At 42.0% G+C, this 17,178-nt stretch carries 14 protein-coding genes; 11 read left to right on the top strand and 3 right to left on the bottom strand.

Annotated elements, in window-relative coordinates; translation table 11 throughout:
* Positions 1-152: 152 nt before the first annotated feature.
* The 8 genes from QZ158_RS01635 to QZ158_RS01600 all read left to right on the top strand — a co-directional run bounded on the left by QZ158_RS01635 (position 153) and on the right by QZ158_RS01600 (position 11,167).
* A complete protein-coding gene (locus QZ158_RS01635) occupies positions 153-2,612 on the top strand; it encodes a bifunctional DnaQ family exonuclease/ATP-dependent helicase (RefSeq protein ID WP_293873766.1) in 2,460 nt (819 codons plus the stop codon).
* 1 nt (position 2,613) lies between these two features.
* The gene (locus QZ158_RS01630) at positions 2,614-3,621 is read left to right on the top strand and encodes a YeiH family protein (protein WP_293873763.1); all 1,008 of its coding nucleotides are present in this window, start codon (positions 2,614-2,616) and stop codon (positions 3,619-3,621) included.
* 16 nt (positions 3,622-3,637) lie between these two features.
* A complete protein-coding gene (locus tag QZ158_RS01625; RefSeq protein WP_048789357.1) occupies positions 3,638-4,882 on the top strand; it encodes an FtsW/RodA/SpoVE family cell cycle protein in 1,245 nt (414 codons plus the stop codon).
* A 1-nt stretch (position 4,883) separates the two neighbouring features.
* Entirely contained in the window at positions 4,884-5,441 is a 558-nt protein-coding gene (locus QZ158_RS01620) for a DJ-1 family glyoxalase III (protein ID WP_293873755.1), read from the top strand.
* A gap of 179 nt (positions 5,442-5,620) precedes the next feature.
* Positions 5,621-6,184, top strand: a complete 564-nt coding sequence (locus QZ158_RS01615; RefSeq protein WP_293873752.1) for an HAD-IA family hydrolase — start codon at positions 5,621-5,623, stop codon at positions 6,182-6,184.
* 12 nt (positions 6,185-6,196) lie between these two features.
* A complete protein-coding gene (gyrB, locus tag QZ158_RS01610; RefSeq protein ID WP_293873749.1) occupies positions 6,197-8,146 on the top strand; it encodes a DNA topoisomerase (ATP-hydrolyzing) subunit B in 1,950 nt (649 codons plus the stop codon).
* An 86-nt stretch (positions 8,147-8,232) separates the two neighbouring features.
* On the top strand, positions 8,233-9,957 hold the full coding sequence (gene ezrA / locus QZ158_RS01605; protein WP_293873746.1) for a septation ring formation regulator EzrA: 1,725 nt from the start codon (positions 8,233-8,235) through the stop codon (positions 9,955-9,957).
* A 91-nt stretch (positions 9,958-10,048) separates the two neighbouring features.
* On the top strand, positions 10,049-11,167 hold the full coding sequence (locus QZ158_RS01600) for a glycerate kinase (RefSeq protein WP_293873743.1): 1,119 nt from the start codon (positions 10,049-10,051) through the stop codon (positions 11,165-11,167).
* Positions 11,168-11,224: 57 nt separating this feature from the next.
* On the opposite strand, the gene QZ158_RS01595 is transcribed toward QZ158_RS01600, so the two are convergent.
* Entirely contained in the window at positions 11,225-11,668 is a 444-nt protein-coding gene (locus QZ158_RS01595; RefSeq protein WP_293873740.1) for a DUF1694 domain-containing protein, read from the bottom strand.
* Positions 11,669-11,855: 187 nt separating this feature from the next.
* Between QZ158_RS01595 and eno the strand changes: the two genes are divergently transcribed.
* Positions 11,856-13,160: a surface-displayed alpha-enolase gene (eno, locus tag QZ158_RS01590; protein WP_293873737.1), complete on the top strand. Its 1,305-nt coding sequence runs from the start codon at positions 11,856-11,858 to the stop codon at positions 13,158-13,160.
* A gap of 103 nt (positions 13,161-13,263) precedes the next feature.
* Here eno and QZ158_RS01585 read toward each other — a convergent pair whose 3' ends face one another.
* A complete protein-coding gene (locus QZ158_RS01585; protein WP_135782540.1) occupies positions 13,264-13,449 on the bottom strand; it encodes a hypothetical protein in 186 nt (61 codons plus the stop codon).
* 76 nt (positions 13,450-13,525) lie between these two features.
* Positions 13,526-14,536, bottom strand: coding sequence for a lactonase family protein (locus QZ158_RS01580; protein ID WP_293873732.1), 1,011 nt, complete (start codon positions 14,534-14,536; stop codon positions 13,526-13,528).
* A 174-nt stretch (positions 14,537-14,710) separates the two neighbouring features.
* On the opposite strand from QZ158_RS01580, the gene QZ158_RS01575 reads away from it, so the two are divergent.
* Both QZ158_RS01575 and QZ158_RS01570 read left to right on the top strand, forming a co-directional pair.
* The gene (locus tag QZ158_RS01575) at positions 14,711-15,880 is read left to right on the top strand and encodes an AI-2E family transporter (RefSeq protein WP_293873730.1); all 1,170 of its coding nucleotides are present in this window, start codon (positions 14,711-14,713) and stop codon (positions 15,878-15,880) included.
* On the top strand, positions 15,870-17,108 hold the full coding sequence (locus QZ158_RS01570) for a tetratricopeptide repeat protein (protein WP_293873728.1): 1,239 nt from the start codon (positions 15,870-15,872) through the stop codon (positions 17,106-17,108). The genes QZ158_RS01575 and QZ158_RS01570 overlap by 11 nt, the downstream gene beginning before the upstream one ends.
* The last annotated feature ends 70 nt before the right edge of the window (positions 17,109-17,178 follow it).

Below are 17,178 nucleotides of genomic sequence, written 5' to 3'. Positions count from 1 at the left end.
TCCTTTCTCTATTAGTCTATCAAAAATATTGTAAAATAGCTGACTAAAACGCCTCTAGAAACCGAAGAATCGTCGCTTGGCTGGATTTGGCCTCTTCAATGTCATAAAATACCAAGCAAAGCGACTCGGAAAATGATATAATTTTAAGTGCTATGACGACGAATGTTAAAAGAAAATATGCTGTCGTGGACCTGGAAGCGACCAGTGCAAGCAGCAATGCAAAAATTATTCAAATCGGGATTGTCATCATTCAAGATGGGCAGATTGTAGAGACCTATGAGACTTATGTCAACCCCCATGAGGAACTAGACGAACATATTCGCCAACTGACTGGGATTACCAATCAGCAACTAAAGAAGGCCCCTGACTTTTCACAGGTAGCCAGACAAGTATACGAACTGATTGAAGATGCTGTCTTTGTGGCTCATAATGTCAAATTTGATGCCAATCTCTTGGCAGAATCATTGTTTTGGGAAGGCTTTGAGCTCATAACCCCCCGGATCGATACGGTTGAATTGGCCCAAGTCTTTTTCCCAACCCTAGAAAGATATAATTTAAGTAGCCTGTGTGAAGAATTGGCGATTCCTCTAGACCATGCTCACTCAGCTATTTCTGATGCGGAAGCAACCGCCCAGCTATTTCTTAAGCTTCGTGAAACGATTGCTTCCTTACCAAGAGAATTGGTTGAAACCTTGCTGTCATTTTCTGATAATCTGATTTACGAGTCGAGACTCTTGATAGAGGATGCATTCGAGGATGCGGGAGCTTTTCATAAAGAGGACTTGACATCTCACCATGGGATTTTTCTTCGTAAGCCACTGATCAAAAGAGATGCCAAGAATTTTTCTGATCAGTTTGCTATTAATATCCAGTTAATGGGCATGGAACCCCGTCCCTTGCAGCAAGAGTTTGCCCAGTCAATTGAAGAAAGTCTTCAGTCTTCAAGAGAAGTAGCAACCTTTATCGAGGGACCTACTGGGATTGGAAAAACCTATGGCTATCTCCTTCCCTTACTAGCGCATACAAAGGACCAGATTGTTGTCAGTGTTCCAACCAAGGTCTTACAAGACCAAATCATGCAACAGGAAGCTAAGACGATTGAGGACGTTTTTCAGACTTCTTTTCATAGCCTGAAGAGTCCTCAAAATTATTTAAAACTGGGTGAGTTCTTTCGAATCTTGCATGAACCTGAGGATAATCGCCTCTGGAATCGGTTCAAAATGCAATTGCTAGTCTGGTTGACCCAAACAAGGACGGGTGATCTAAACGAAGTGGGACAGCTCCATCGTTACGGGAATTTTGTTCAACGAATCCGTCATGATGGGAAGCTATCAAAAAAATCTTTATTTTACACAGAAGATTTTTGGCGTCTCGGTCAAGAAAAAGCTAAAATGAGTCGAGTCTTGCTCACTAATCATGCTTATTTATTGACTCGATTAGAGGATGATCCTTCTCTAGTAGAAAATCGGACTCTAGTGGTGGATGAAGCACAAAAACTTTATTTTTCATTGGAGCAGTTTTCAAGGGCTTCCTTATCATTATCAGATTTCATGCTAGATCTGCAACGGGAGATAGAAATAGAAAAATCCTTGCTGAAACGACGGATCCTTGAAAGTCTCCAATTTGAATTGAATGCTCTACTCAAGCATCTTGAATCGGGTAGCAGAAAGGTCGAACTAACAGCGGAACAGGTGAAAAAAATTCGCCAGGATTTATCTGAACTAGATAGTCCAGTCTTGGCTGCATTAAAAACGGTCTTTGATCCTCGTTTTCAAATTTTTTGGATTGATCGTACACAAGAGAATCAGCATCTGATAATTCGCTTGCAGTCTGGAAGAGAGGGCTTGGTTTCCCTTCAAGACTTTATTCCAACAACTACCAGACTTCTCTTGGTCTCAGCTACCTTATCCATTAGTAAAAAGGTCAATCTAGCCTCGATTTTAGGAATTGAGAATTACCAATTCATTGGGAAAGAACTGTCCTACCATCAAGGGCAAACCATCTTCATCGATCGAGAATTTCCTGATTTGACCAATTTGACGCAAGAGGAATTAGCTGGCTCTTTAGCAAGTTATTTGGATGATCTAGCAGCTACTGGCTTGCCTCTCTTTGCCTTGTTCACTTCCAAGGACTTGCTTTTAGCAACTTCTCAGCTGATGACAGTGGGTCATCTGGCTCAGTATAAGAATGGTGAAGCAGCAACTATTAAACGCCGATTTGATAGAGGGGAAGCTTCCGTCCTTTTAGGATCCGGTAGTTTTTGGGAAGGGGTCGATTTTGCCCAGCAAGCAAAAATCATTCAAGTCATTCCTCGCATTCCTTTTGATAATCCAAGTGATTTCTTTGTACAAAAGCTGCATGAAACCTTGCGCCTAGAAGGGAAAAATCCTTTCTATGATTATAGTTTGCCACTAGCTATCTTACGCTTGAAGCAGGCTCTTGGACGCTCGAGTCGTTCGAGCGAGCAAGAATCTCTGGTCATTTTATTAGATCAACGCTTATTAAATCGTCAATATGGTTCGAAGATTCAAGCTAGTTTAGAGAAAATAGCTCCTCTTGTCATTGCTAAGACAGGAGAAGTAAAAGAAGTTGTTGAACAATTTAGGAGTTAACATGAATCAAAAACCCAATGGAACTCAGTATGTTCCCGGTGTCTTGCTAGCCGCTCTTACAGCAGGACTATCTATGGTGTTAGGAAAAGCAGTACCTATCCTTGGCTCTAGTCTTTTTGCTATCCTATGTGGGATCCTCTTGAATGCTAGTCAACTCTTGCCTCAAAATAGTAGGCCGGGTCTAGCCTATTCGGGGAAAAAACTCTTGCAATATTCCATTATCTTGATGGGCTTTACCATGTCCTTTCAAAAGGTGACCCAATTGGGCCTGTCTTCTTTGGTCATTAGTCTACCGACCATCAGTATTGCCTTTTTCTCTGCTTTTGCAATGGGCTACCTCTTAAAAGCTCCGAAGATCTTAACAGCCTTGGTTGGAATGGGGACAGCTATTTGTGGAGGCTCTGCAATCGCGGCAGCCTCTCCCGTTCTAGAAGCTGATGAAAATGAAATCGCTCTGTCTATGTCGACCATCTTTTTCTTTAATATCCTAGCGGTTTTCCTCTTTCCATTCTTTGGTCACCTCCTTGCTATGACGGATCGGCAATTTGGTTTTTGGGCAGGAACAGCCATTAATGATACCTCATCTGTTGTAGCGGCCGCATTTTCCTATAGTAAAGCAGCGGGTGAAGTGGCTACGGTTGTGAAGTTGACCCGAGCTTTGATGATTATTCCAATCTGTTTTGGGATGTTGGGACTAAAACTTCTAGGACGGTCGAAACAGGATCGAGAAGGGAAGCAAGTGGCATTGAGTAAAATTGTTCCTTGGTTTATTTTCTACTTCCTTTTGGCTTCTTTAGTGACGTCCTTTGGCTGGTTTCCAAATTCTTGGATTCCCTTCTGTAAATGGTTGTCACAATATTTAATGGCTATGGCCTTGGTTGGCATTGGAAGTCAAGTGTCTATTCAGGCCTTCCGTAAGCAGGGGGTGGCTCCTCTCCTCATCGGCCTTGTGGCCTGGGTAGCTGTGTCCATTTCTAGTTTGCTACTTCAACACGTTTTAGGAATCTAAATGAAAGGGAGATGAAATGAAGAGACGTCAGTCTTTCAAACTTAGAGGAGATTTCTCCTTGATCACCACTGTTTTGTTATTATTAGCATTTGGTGTGGTGGCAGTCTACATTGCAGTTTCGAATGATTATCCTGACTTGGTTTGGTCTATTTTAGGCCAACAGGTTGCCTGGATTGTTTTAGGATGTATGATTAGTTTTGTCGTTATGCTCTTTAATACAGAATTTTTATGGAAAGTAACGCCTTACTTGTATGTCTTTGGCTTGGTCTTAATGGTCTTGCCCCTTTATTTTTACAACCCAAATCTGGTTGCTTCGACCGGTTCTAAAAACTGGGTGGCCTACAAGGGGATCAGCCTTTTTCAGCCATCAGAGTTTATGAAAATTTCTTATATCTTGATGGTCTCTCGTGCGATTGTTCATTTTTTACGAAACAATAGGGAAGAAAATCGGACGCTAAAAAAAGACTTTTTTCTCATTCTCCAAATTGCTGCCTATACCATACCGGTCCTAGGGCTTCTAGCCTTTCAACATGATTTTGGAACCTCCTTGGTATTTATGGCTATCTTCTCAGGAGTAGTCCTTATTTCAGGGGTCTCTTGGAAAATCATTTTACCAGTCTTTTTGACCCTCGCAGGTGGAATTGCTCTCTTTTTGGCCGTCTTTTTATCCGACGGTGGGCGGGCTTTTCTCCATCAAACTCTGGGGATGCCCACCTATCAGATGAACCGCATTTTAGCCTGGTTGAATCCTTTTGATTATGCACAAACCATGACCTTCCAACAGGCTCAGGGACAGCTGGCCATTGCAAGCGGTGGTCTATTGGGGCAAGGTTTTAATGTATCCAATCTGTTAATCCCGGTCAGGGAGAGTGATATGATTTTTACGGTCATCGCGGAAGATTTTGGGTTTGTAGGAGGACTGTGTCTCCTTCTCTTATACATGTTTCTAGTTTATAAGATGTTGCGCATTACCCTGAAATCCAATAATCAATTTTACACCTATATCTCAACTGGTTTCATCATGATGCTGGTCTTCCACATATTTGAGAATATTGGGGCTGTAACTGGAATCTTGCCTCTCACTGGAATTCCCTTGCCTTTTATCTCACAAGGAGGATCCGCTATTGTGAGTAACCTCATTGGGATTGGCTTATTGTTATCCATGAGCCATCAAAATAGGGTGAGTGAAGAACGGAAAAAAGAAAGTCGACTCTTGAGACAGAAACAATTGAGTCGACTACACGAGAAAGGAATAATTTGATATGACAAAAGTAGCAGTGATGTTAGCAAATGGTTTCGAGGAAATCGAAGCTCTGACCGTTGTCGATGTCTTGCGAAGAGCAGCAATCGAGTGTTTGATGGTTGGATTTGATCCAGAAGTGACAGGTTCTCATGGGATCACAGTGAAGGTAGATGAGGTCTGGTCTGGTTCGTTGGATCATTTTGATGGCATTGTCCTTCCAGGAGGGATGCCGGGAGCAGCAAATCTACGCGACCATGAAGGCTTGATCCAGTCTTTAAAAGAAGCCCATGACCAAGGAAAAAGTCTAGCAGCTATTTGTGCAGCTCCGATTGTGTTGGATCGAGCTGGACTACTTGATGAAAAACGCTATACCTGCTATGATGGCTTCGAAAAAGAAATTGGAAGAGAGCATTATGTGAAGGAAGCAGTGGTTCAGGATGGTCACATTTTGACCAGTCGGGGTCCTGCAACAGCACTTGCTTTTTCCTATGCCCTGGTCAACCATTTTGGTGGAGATGCCACAGCATTGAGAGAAGGGATGCTCTATCAAGATGTTTTTGGAACATCGGCCCCATAGTTGTTGAGAAGAAAAATGAAGGTAGGAAAATTCCTGTCTTCATTTTTTTATAGGCTACTTTTGCCAAAATGTAAATGCTTTCTGAATGAAAGTAAAACAGGTGGGAGATGACTGTAAAAAAACCGTGAAAACATTGACTTTACAAGCAATTTTTTGAAAATTATGGTATAATTGAAGCTATGGATTATCATGATTTTATATGGGATCTTGGTGGGACTTTATTGGACAATTATGAGATCTCTACAAAAGCTTTTGTAGCGACCTTAAAGTATTTCCAAAGGGAGGCTGATCATGATTCCGTTTATGCAGCTTTAAAGGTTTCCACGGATTATGCTGTTCAGCAGTTTGCCTCAGACCTTCCAGACTTTTTGGGAGAGTATAAACAGCGAGAGAAAGAAGCTCTTGAAATCCCCTGCTTATTCGAGGGGACTGAGGAGTTATTGCATCGTCTGACAGCAGTCGGAGCCCGTCATTTTTTGGTTTCTCACCGTGACCATCATGTAGAGACCATCTTAGAAAAAACAGGGATTCGTCATTACTTTACAGAAGTTGTGACAGCTGATGATGGTTTTCCACGTAAACCAGATCCTACGTCCATGTTGTATCTAAAAGACAAGTATGCGATTGAGTCTGGCTTGGTGATTGGAGATCGCCCGATTGATATCGAAGCTGGTCAGAGAGCTGGCATGGCGACCTATTTGTTCGACTCAATGGATCAATTAAGTGCCTATATTTTTAATTAGAAAAGGGAAAGAATGACAGAAGAATTGAAGCAAGAAACGACTGGTCAAGAATATGATGCCAGTCAGATTCAGGTTTTAGAAGGTTTAGAAGCAGTTCGGATGCGTCCGGGGATGTATATTGGATCCACTTCTAAAGAAGGTCTTCACCATTTGGTCTGGGAAATCGTCGATAACTCAATCGATGAGGCCCTTGCAGGATTTGCTAGCCATATCGAAGTCTTTATCGAAGCGGACAATTCGATTACAGTCGTCGATGATGGACGGGGGATTCCGGTTGACATTCAAGAAAAAACGGGTCGTCCAGCGGTTGAGACTGTCTTTACCGTTCTCCATGCGGGAGGAAAATTTGGCGGTGGTGGGTACAAGGTTTCAGGTGGACTCCATGGAGTTGGATCATCCGTCGTAAATGCCTTGTCGACTCAGTTAGATGTTCACGTCCATAAGAATGGCCAAATTCATTACCAAGAATACAAACGTGGGCAAGTCGTTGCAGATCTTGAAGTGATCGGTGAAACTGATCGAACTGGTACAACCGTTCATTTTACTCCAGACCCAGAGATTTTCACAGAAACCACTGAATTTGACTTTGACAAGTTGAACAAACGGATTCAAGAGCTAGCCTTCTTGAACCGTGGCTTACGGATCTCGATCACAGACAAGCGTGAAGGGCAGGAGCAAACAAAAGATTACCACTATGAGGGTGGGATTGCTAGTTATGTAGAATACATCAACGAAAACAAGGATGTCATCTTCGAAACTCCGATTTATACCGATGGAGAATTGGATGATATCACGGTTGAAGTAGCCATGCAGTATACGACTGGTTACCACGAAACCGTCATGAGTTTTGCCAATAACATCCATACCCATGAAGGGGGGACTCATGAACAAGGTTTCCGTACAGCTTTGACCCGTGTTATCAACGACTATGCGCGTAAGAATAAACTTCTCAAAGACAATGAAGAAAATCTAACAGGGGAAGATGTCCGGGAAGGGTTGACGGCAGTGATTTCTGTCAAACATCCAAATCCACAGTTTGAAGGACAAACCAAGACCAAACTTGGAAACTCTGAAGTGGTGAAGATTACCAACCGCTTGTTCAGCGATGCCTTCTCTGATTTCTTGTTGGAAAATCCGCAGATTGCTAAGAAAATTGTCGAAAAGGGAATTTTGGCTGCCAAAGCGCGTGTTGCTGCTAAGCGCGCCCGTGAAGTCACCCGTAAGAAATCTGGTTTAGAAATCTCAAACCTTCCTGGTAAATTAGCAGACTGTTCATCTAACAATCCAGCTGAGACAGAACTCTTCATCGTTGAAGGAGACTCTGCCGGAGGATCTGCTAAATCAGGTCGAAACCGGGAGTTCCAGGCGATTCTCCCTATTCGAGGGAAAATCCTCAACGTGGAAAAAGCCAGCATGGACAAGATTTTAGCCAATGAAGAAATTCGTAGTCTTTTCACAGCTATGGGAACCGGTTTTGGTGCAGAATTTGACGTATCGAAAGCCCGTTATCAAAAATTAGTCATCATGACAGATGCCGATGTCGATGGAGCCCATATTCGAACCCTCCTCTTAACCTTGATCTATCGCTATATGAAACCAGTTTTGGAGGCAGGCTATGTTTACATCGCCCAACCACCAATCTATGGTGTAAAAGTCGGTAGTGAAATCAAAGAATACATCCAACCAGGAGCCAACCAAGAAGCAGAATTGGCTGAAGCCTTGGAGCGCTATTCTGAAGGTCGTTCCAAACCAACGATTCAACGATACAAAGGTTTGGGTGAGATGGATGATCATCAGCTCTGGGAAACAACGATGAACCCAGAACATCGCCTCATGGCGCGTGTGACAGTTGATGATGCAGCAGAAGCAGATAAAATCTTTGATATGCTCATGGGGGATCGAGTAGAACCTCGTCGTGAATTTATCGAAGAAAATGCCGAATTTAGTACACTTGATGTATAAAATTCTGCGATATTTGCCAATTATTCGAATATTTATGATATAATAACTACGATTACTTTCAAGTAATTTAATGAAGGAGTTTTTATATGTCTCGTGGACTAATTATTCTCATTATTGTCATTGGGGTCCTCTTGATTTTAGGATATGTAGTGGCAATCTTATTGAGAAAGCGTAACGAAGCCTTACTGGCATCTCTGGAAGAACGAAAAGAAGAGTTGTATAACCTTCCGGTAAATGATGAAGTAGAAGAAGTGAAGAATATGCATTTGATTGGTCAAAGTCAAGTTGCATTTCGTGAATGGAATCAAAAATGGGTGGACCTATCCCTCAATTCTTTTGCTGATATCGAGAACAACCTCTTTGAAGCAGAAGGCTACAACAATTCTTTCCGCTTTTTAAAAGCCAAGCAAGCAATTGGAAATATTGAGAGTCAGGTTCAATTAATTGATGAAGACATCAAGGCCATCCGTCAAGCTTTATCTGAATTAAAAGAAAAAGAAGAAATGAATAGCGGTCGGGTTGTTCATGCCTTGGATATGTTTGAAAACTTGCAAAAACAAGTAGCTTCTGATCAAGATGCATACGGCCCAGCGCTTCCCGAAATTGAGAAGCAAGCTGAAAATATTCAAGTTGAGTTTTCAAAATTTGTAACCTTGAATTCATCAGGTGACCCTGTTGAAGCTGCTGAAATTTTGGATACAGCTGAAAACCACATTGTAGCCTTGACGCATATTGTTGAAAAAGTTCCTGCAATTGTGAAGGATGTCCAAACAACTCTTCCTGATCAATTGGAAGATTTGGAAGCTGGTCATCGCAAACTTTTGGAATCTGGTTATCATTTTACAGAGACTGATTTGGAAGCACGGTTCCAACAATTGCATGCAGCTTTGAAAGCCAACCTACAAAATGTTGCTGCTCTTGAATTAGATAATGCGCTCTATGAAAATGAGCAAATTCAAGAAGAAATCAACGCTTTGTATGATATTTTCACTCGTGAAATTGAATCACACAAAGTTGTTGAAAAATTGGTCAAAGCCTTACCAGGTTACCTTGCCCATGCGAAGGAAAATAACAAGAGTTTAGCAGAAGAAGTTGAACGTCTCAGCAAAACATTTGAAAGCAAAGAACTCAAGGAAAATCATTTGAAAGAGTTAGAAGCTGAATTAACTGCTCAAGAGCTCGTTGTAGAAGATGCCTTGAAGGATACATCTGAAACTCAAAAAGCCTACTCTATCCTTCAAGAAGAGTTAGAAGCGATTGAAGAACGTTTGAAAGAGATTGAAGATGATCAAATTGCTTTGAGCGAAACCTTGTCTAAGATTGAGAAAGACGACACAAATGCTCGTCAAAAGGTAAATATCTACGCCAACCGTTTACATGCCATTAAGCGTTACATGGATAAGCGTAACTTACCTGGAATCCCTCAATCCTTCCTTACTATCTTCTTCACTGCAAGTGATAACACAGAAGCTCTCTTGGCTGAGTTAGAAGGTCGTCGTGTCAATATCGAAAACGCCAACCGTCTCCTGGATATTTTGACCAACGATATGACAGAGTTAGAGGAAGAAACTTACAAATTAGTACAATATGCTACTCTAACAGAGCAGTTGCTTCAATACTCAAATCGCTATCGTTCATTCGACGATCATGTCCAAGCAGCGTTTGATGAAGCCTTGTACATCTTTGAAAAAGAGTACGACTATCCTGCTTCATTCAAAGTCATTTCAGAAGCATTGGAAACAGTTGAACCAGGAGTAACAGAGAGATTTGTTACCTCATTTGAAAAAACAAGAGAATCCATCCGATTCTAATCTAAAACATCCAGGAGAATATTCCTGGATGTTTTTTTATGGAAATGAAGCTGTGATGGGAAAGGGAAGGATAGAAAAAGGAGATGAGTCCATGAAAGTTTTAATAGCTCCAGATTCATTCAAAGAAAGCTTACCTGCGAAAGATGTAGCGGAAATTATTGCAGAAGGCTTGCGTCAGTCTCTCCTCGATGTAGAACCGCACACCTGTCCTGTTGGAGATGGTGGGGAAGGGACAGTGGATGCCATCAGCTACTCATTGGGATTGAAGGAAACTTTTACCCTTGTCACAGGTCCATTTGGAGAGCCGGTAGAAATGCGGTATATGGAGAAGGATTCTTTGGTTCTCTTTGAAGTAGCCGACTTGATCGGTTTAGGAAAAATTCCAGTTAATCAACGCCGTCCACTTGACCTAGAAACCCGAGGAATTGGTGAACTGATTTGTTATTTAATCAAACAGGGGAAAAAGGAGATTTATATCGGGGTTGGAGGAACAGCGACCAATGATGGGGGCCTGGGACTTGCAGTAGGACTAGGCTACCAATTCTATGATCGAGAAGGAAGAGAATTAAAGGCCTGTGGACAAAGTCTTTTAGAATGGGATTCCATCCGTAAAGAGGAAGCGTTCAAGGTCCCAGATGATGTCCAGATACAGATTTTAGCAGATGTTTCCAATCCCTTATGTGGACTAGATGGTGCGACCTATATTTTTGGAAAACAAAAGGGGCTCAGTCCCAATATGTTTGAGCAAGTGGATCAAGCTATTTACAGCTTTTACGAAAAGCACTGTTCAAGTATTTTGACTCAAGCAGGGATGGGAGCTGGTGGAGGGCTTGCTGCGGGTCTTTATGCCTTCGCGCAAGCGAAACTGGTATCAGGGATCGATAGCTGTTTAGATCTGATCGACTTTGACTCCAAAGTAGCCAACGCAGACTTGGTTATTGTCGGTGAAGGACGACTGGACCATCAGAGTCTATCCGGGAAAGCTCCGATAGGGGTTGCGAGACGAACCCCAAAAGGAATCCCAGTAATAGCCATTTGTGGTAGTCTTTCAGATGATTTACCAAGTCTCCCATTTGAAAATATAGTCGGTGCCTTTTCTATTACGAAATATCCCGATAGTTTAGAGCAACTTCTGAAGGATGCGAGGGGAAATCTTCTCTTTACAGCTAGAAATATCGGTAATCTATTAAGCATAGAAAAAAGCGGTTAAACCGCTTTTTTCTATCTAATGTTAAATACTAATAAAATGTCTAAGGGACAGCTCTGATCAACCAAACCATTTCTTCCAAAGAGAAGGTTTGGTCGGTTTCTTTTCTTCCTCCCAGAGATCTGCAAAAGAAGAACGGATGTCCTTGTCAGTAGTGGTCACTGGTGCATCTGTATGAATCACGAGCCCAAAAGGAGAGGAGTCGTGTTCCTCCGAAACAATTGTAGCCTGGCAACCAAATTCTTTTGCTTGTTTTAGATAGCTCAACTGGACGCTAGAATCAACATTTGGAGAGATCTTTACAAAGAGAGGGTCAGCTTGTTCATTCAAGCTTTTCAGCACCTTCAAAAAGCCCTTTTGAAGCTGAGGGCTATTGCTTGTTTTTAAATCGGCATATCCTAGAACGCGCTCTTCAAATGTACCTAGAAAGCGACGCTGTTCATCAGGATTTAATTTTAGGCCACCGTTAGCCTTTTCCATAATTTCTTTAGATAGATCAGTCATAAGAATAGTATATCATACTTTAGGTTGAAAATGCCAAACGAATAAAGGCTGATGCAAACAAAAAGAAAGCGATTTCTTGATAAAGTTAAGGAAAATCTGCACAAAGATAACGTTTTTTCTTGAAAAACGCGTATTTTTAAGGTATCATAGAGGTGTAAAAAATTTAACTCAATAAGGAGAGTAAGAAATGTCAATTATTACTGATGTTTACGCTCGCGAAGTCCTAGACTCACGCGGTAACCCAACACTTGAAGTAGAAGTTTATACTGAATCAGGTGCTTTCGGACGTGGTATGGTTCCATCAGGAGCTTCTACTGGTGAACACGAAGCAGTTGAACTTCGCGACGGTGACAAATCTCGTTACGGTGGTCTTGGAACTCAAAAAGCTGTTGACAATGTAAACAACATCATTGCTGAAGCTATCATCGGTTACGATGTACGTGATCAACAAGCTATTGACCGTGCAATGATCGCTCTTGACGGTACTCCTAACAAAGGTAAATTGGGTGCAAACGCAATCCTTGGTGTGTCTATCGCTGTAGCTCGTGCTGCTGCTGACTACCTTGAAATCCCACTTTACAGCTACCTTGGTGGATTCAACACTAAAGTTCTTCCAACTCCAATGATGAACATCATCAACGGTGGATCTCACTCAGATGCTCCAATCGCTTTCCAAGAGTTCATGATCTTGCCAGTTGGTGCTCCAACATTTAAAGAAGCTCTTCGTTACGGTGCTGAAATCTTCCACGCTCTTAAGAAAATCCTTAAATCTCGTGGTTTGGAAACTGCCGTAGGTGACGAAGGTGGATTCGCTCCTCGTTTTGAAGGAACTGAAGATGGTGTAGAAACTATCATTGCTGCTATCGAAGCTGCTGGTTATGTTCCAGGTAAAGACGTATTTATCGGATTTGACTGTGCATCATCAGAATTCTACGATAAAGAACGCAAAGTATACGACTACACTAAATTTGAAGGTGAAGGCGCTGCTGTTCGTACATCTGCAGAACAAATCGACTACCTTGAAGAATTGGTTAACAAATACCCAATCATCACTATCGAAGATGGTATGGATGAAAACGACTGGGATGGTTGGAAAGCTCTTACTGAACGTCTTGGTAAGAAAGTACAACTTGTTGGTGACGACTTCTTCGTAACAAACACTGACTACCTTGCACGTGGTATCAAAGAAGGTGCTGCTAACTCAATCCTTATCAAAGTTAACCAAATCGGTACTCTTACTGAAACTTTCGAAGCTATCGAAATGGCTAAAGAAGCTGGTTACACTGCCGTTGTATCACACCGTTCAGGTGAAACTGAAGATTCAACAATCGCTGACATCGCAGTTGCAACAAACGCAGGACAAATCAAGACTGGTTCACTTTCACGTACAGACCGTATCGCTAAATACAACCAATTGCTTCGTATCGAAGACCAACTTGGTGAAGTAGCTGAATACCGTGGATTGAAATCATTCTACAACTTGAAAAAATAATCTAGTTAACTAGATACAAAAGATCCTTGAGTTTTCTCAAAGATCTTTTTTGTTATCGAGCCAAACAAAAAATCCTCAACTAGATAGTTGAGGAATCGTTTTATTAGAACAAGCCTTTGATTTTATCAACAGCACCGCTGACGAGATCGTTTCCAGCAACAAGGGCTTTCGCTTGTTCTAAGTAGTCACCAAGGTTCTCCTTGTTGTCATCGATAAATTTTTTAGCAGCATCGAAATCTTTCTTTTCGATCATTTCTTTGACTTGGTTAAACAAATCCATTGGGTTCATGAGGCTTCTCCTATAAACTATTTATTAATATCACTATTTAATCATTTTTCAACTAAACTAGCAAGCGTTTTGATTCTTAGTTGAAGAGGACGCAAACCGCCTCTGGTACGTAGAAATCATGGCTCAATTCAGTCAATCTACCACTCGTATTGTCGCGTTTAAAAACAGTAGCATTGTCTGAATCTTGATGAACTGCAATGAGGTATTCTTGGTCTGGACTAAGAATGAAATCGCGTGGATTGAGTCCATTGGTTGGAACGATTTCTAGAAGCACTAGGCTACCATCTGCCAAGATTTCATAGACTGCAATGGAGTTATGAGCTCGATTTGAGGCATAGAGGAATTTCCCATCCTCGGAGAGGCGAATAGCAGCAGCCCATTTTTGACCTTCATAATCTTCTGGTAGGGTGGAGATGGTTTGGAAATGTTCAAAGTAGCCAAGTCCATCATAGAAAAGGACATCGATGGTGGCGTTTAATTCATTAATCAGGTAAGTCGTCTTGTAATGAGTATGGAAAATGATATGACGCGGACCAGCACCTGGAGCAGTTTGGTAGGTTTGAGCTTCCGTCAGTTTCCCAAGATCATCGACTTGGTAGACCACTACTTGATCAGTCCCCAAATCACAAGTAATAAGCAGTTTATCAGGAGTGAGATCTGCATAATGAACATGAGGACTAGCTTGGTTTTCGTGAGGTCCAGAACCCTGATGAGTGGCTTGATCGACCAAGGTCAAATGACCATCCTCATGAATGCGATAAGAGAGGACTTGCCCCTTGTGATAGTTAGCTCCATAGACCAATCCACGCGCTTCATCAACAGAGACATAACAGAGGGGGGCTCCTTCCTCGACCACGTGATTAATCAACTGGTGGTCAGGGTTAAAGCTCGCAATGCCACCAAGACCCTCTTCGGCTCCTACACTGTATAAGAAACCAGCTTTTGAAAAAGCGAGATAGGTTGGATTTGGCTCTTGCGCAACTAGTTGCAAGTCGCTAAGCTGACCAGTTCTTTCATCGAAGGAAGCTTTGTAAATTCCTTTGGAGTCTCGTTTGGTATAGGTTCCGAAATAAATATCTTGCATCACATGCACCTCGACTTTGTTGATAGCTCCATTATATCAGAAAAGAAGGGGATGGAAAACGATTAGGTGAAGGATTGAGGAGTTCAGGAACAAAATGTACCTCACCTTTGCCTATACCGTGAAATTATGAACTAAAAATGCTAAAATAAAAACATATTGAAAACGAAGGAGATTCCTGTGGAACATAAAGAAAAAGATTTTAGTTTATCCTGGTTTTTTAAATGGTTTGTTGATAATAAGGCCATTACTGTTTTCTTAGTAGCCTTGCTAATGGGATTAAATATTTTAGTTCTGAGCAAGATTAGTTTTATTTTTACACCTCTGTTAGAGTTTGGAGCAGCGGTCATGCTACCCGTCATTATTTCAGGCCTCCTCTATTATTTGTTAAATCCAATTGTTGACTTTTTGGAAAGGCACCGGGTCAAGCGGATTATTGCGATTTCCATCGTCTTCATCTTGATTGCCCTTCTCATTTTATGGGGCTTGGCCGTCGCTATTCCAGCCATTCAGCGTCAGGTGCTCAGTTTTATGAAGAATCTGCCGGATTACTTGGAAAAGGCCAATATGACCATTGATGATTTCTTAGACAACAAAGTGTCGCCAGAAATCAAGCCTCAACTGGATGAATGGACCAGCCAGTTGTCGCAAAATATTACTAGTTGGGCGAGTTCCTTCTCTGCCCGTGCAGTCAACTGGGTCAGCAATCTGATTACTGTCGCCTCTCAGGTCATTATCGCTTTGATTATTATGCCTTTTATCGTCTTCTATCTTTTGAGAGATGGAAAGAACTTAAAAGGGCAAATCATCCGTTTCTTGCCAACCAAGATTCGTAAATCTGCAGACAAAGTACTGTCTGATGTCAATACACAATTGGCTAATTATGTCAGAGGTCAGATTACTGTTGCTATCATCGTAGCTTTAATGTTTATTCTTCTGCTTAAGATCATTGGGCTTCGTTACGCTGTGACACTCGGTGTAACCGCTGGTTTTTTGAACTTGATACCATACTTGGGCAGCTTCTTGGCCATGCTCCCAGCCTTAGTCTTGGGGTTGGTGGCAGGACCAGAGATGTTTGTCAAAGTCGTCATTGTCTTTATTGTTGAGCAAACAATCGAGGGACGTTTCGTTTCCCCACTTGTCTTGGGGAGTCAGCTCAATATCCACCCAATCACGATTCTGTTTGTATTGATTACTTCTGGCTCTATGTTTGGAATCTGGGGAGTCTTCTTAGGAATCCCGGTTTATGCTTCGGCTAAAGTAGTCATCAGTGCTCTATTTGAATGGTATAAAGAGGTCAGTGGTTTGTACGAAAAGGACGAAGTTGAGGAAATTCAAAGTGAAGAATAGTCAAAAAATTCTAGAAGCAATTGAGAAACAAGAGCTAGATCGTCTGCCAGCTTATTTGGAGAAGGCTTTGGTAGAGGACGATCCAGCTACCTTGTTAGAATTGGGACAATATTTTGAAAGTATTGGTTTTTACCCAGAAGCCAAGCAAACCTACTTGCATCTGAGAGATGATTATCCAGAGGTCTATCTGAGTCTAGCCACTATCGTAGCGGAAGATGGACTAATGGAAGAAGCCTTTGCTTATTTGGAAGAAATCCCTGAAAGTTCGGAATGGTATCTAGCCAGTCTCTTAGTCAAGGCAGACCTCTACCAAAGTGAGGGCTTGGCAGATGTGGCTCGAGAAAAACTGATGGAAGCAGCGACTCTTTCAGATGACCCTATTATTCAACTAGGCTTGGCAGAGATTGATTTAGAACTTGAAAATTACCAAGAAGCCATTCAAGAGTATGCTCAGTTAGACAACCGTCTCATTTTAGAAGAAACGGGCATTTCCACATACCAGCGGATTGGCTATGCTTATGCGAATCTGGGTCGGTTTGAGTCTGCTATTGAGTTTTTAGAAAAGGCCTTGGAAATTGAGTTTGATGACCAGATTGCCTATGAATTGGCAACCCTTCTCTCTGACCGAGAAGAGTATCAACGTTCTCTGATCTACTTCAAGCAGATTGATACACTGTCGCCAGACTTTGAAGGGTATGAATACGGCTATGCCTTGGCTCTACAAGCTGAGAATGACCGAGAAACAGCGTTAGCAATAGCAGAGCAAGGAATCCAAAAGAATCCTTTTGACGCTTATCTCCTCCTTCTAGCCTCCCAATTGGCCTACGAGTTGCACCAGCCAGAAAAAGCAGAGAAGTATTTGTTAGAAGCCAAAGAAGTGGCTGAGGATCTTGAAGATATCGCCCTTCGTCTGACAACTCTTTATCTGGAACAGGAACGTTATGAAGACGTCCTTGAATGGCAAGAAGTGGAAGTGGAAAATGTCGTCACCCGTTGGAATATCGCTCGTGCCTTGGTAGCACTCGAAGAGGTTGAAAAAGCGGCTCCGATCTATGAAGAGCTCTACCCAGATTTGAAAGAAAATCCAGAGTACTTAGAAAGCTATAGTTACCTCTTGAGAGAGTTGGGACAAATCGCAAAAGCCCGGGAAGTGGCAGAAGGCTATTTGCAGCTAGTCCCAGATGATGGGCAAATGCAAGCTTTCTATGAGAGCCTGTTAGAAGATTAACTACTTGACCCTTGAAGGGCGGGAATCAGAACAAGTTTGTATCATGGTTCGGTCCCGCTCTTTTTTAATC

This window comes from Streptococcus sp. A12 (assembly GCF_905372335.1).
GTDB lineage: Bacteria > Bacillota > Bacilli > Lactobacillales > Streptococcaceae > Streptococcus.
The sequence above is the reverse complement of the archived record's forward strand: the minus strand, read 5'-3'. Positions and strand labels throughout refer to the sequence as shown.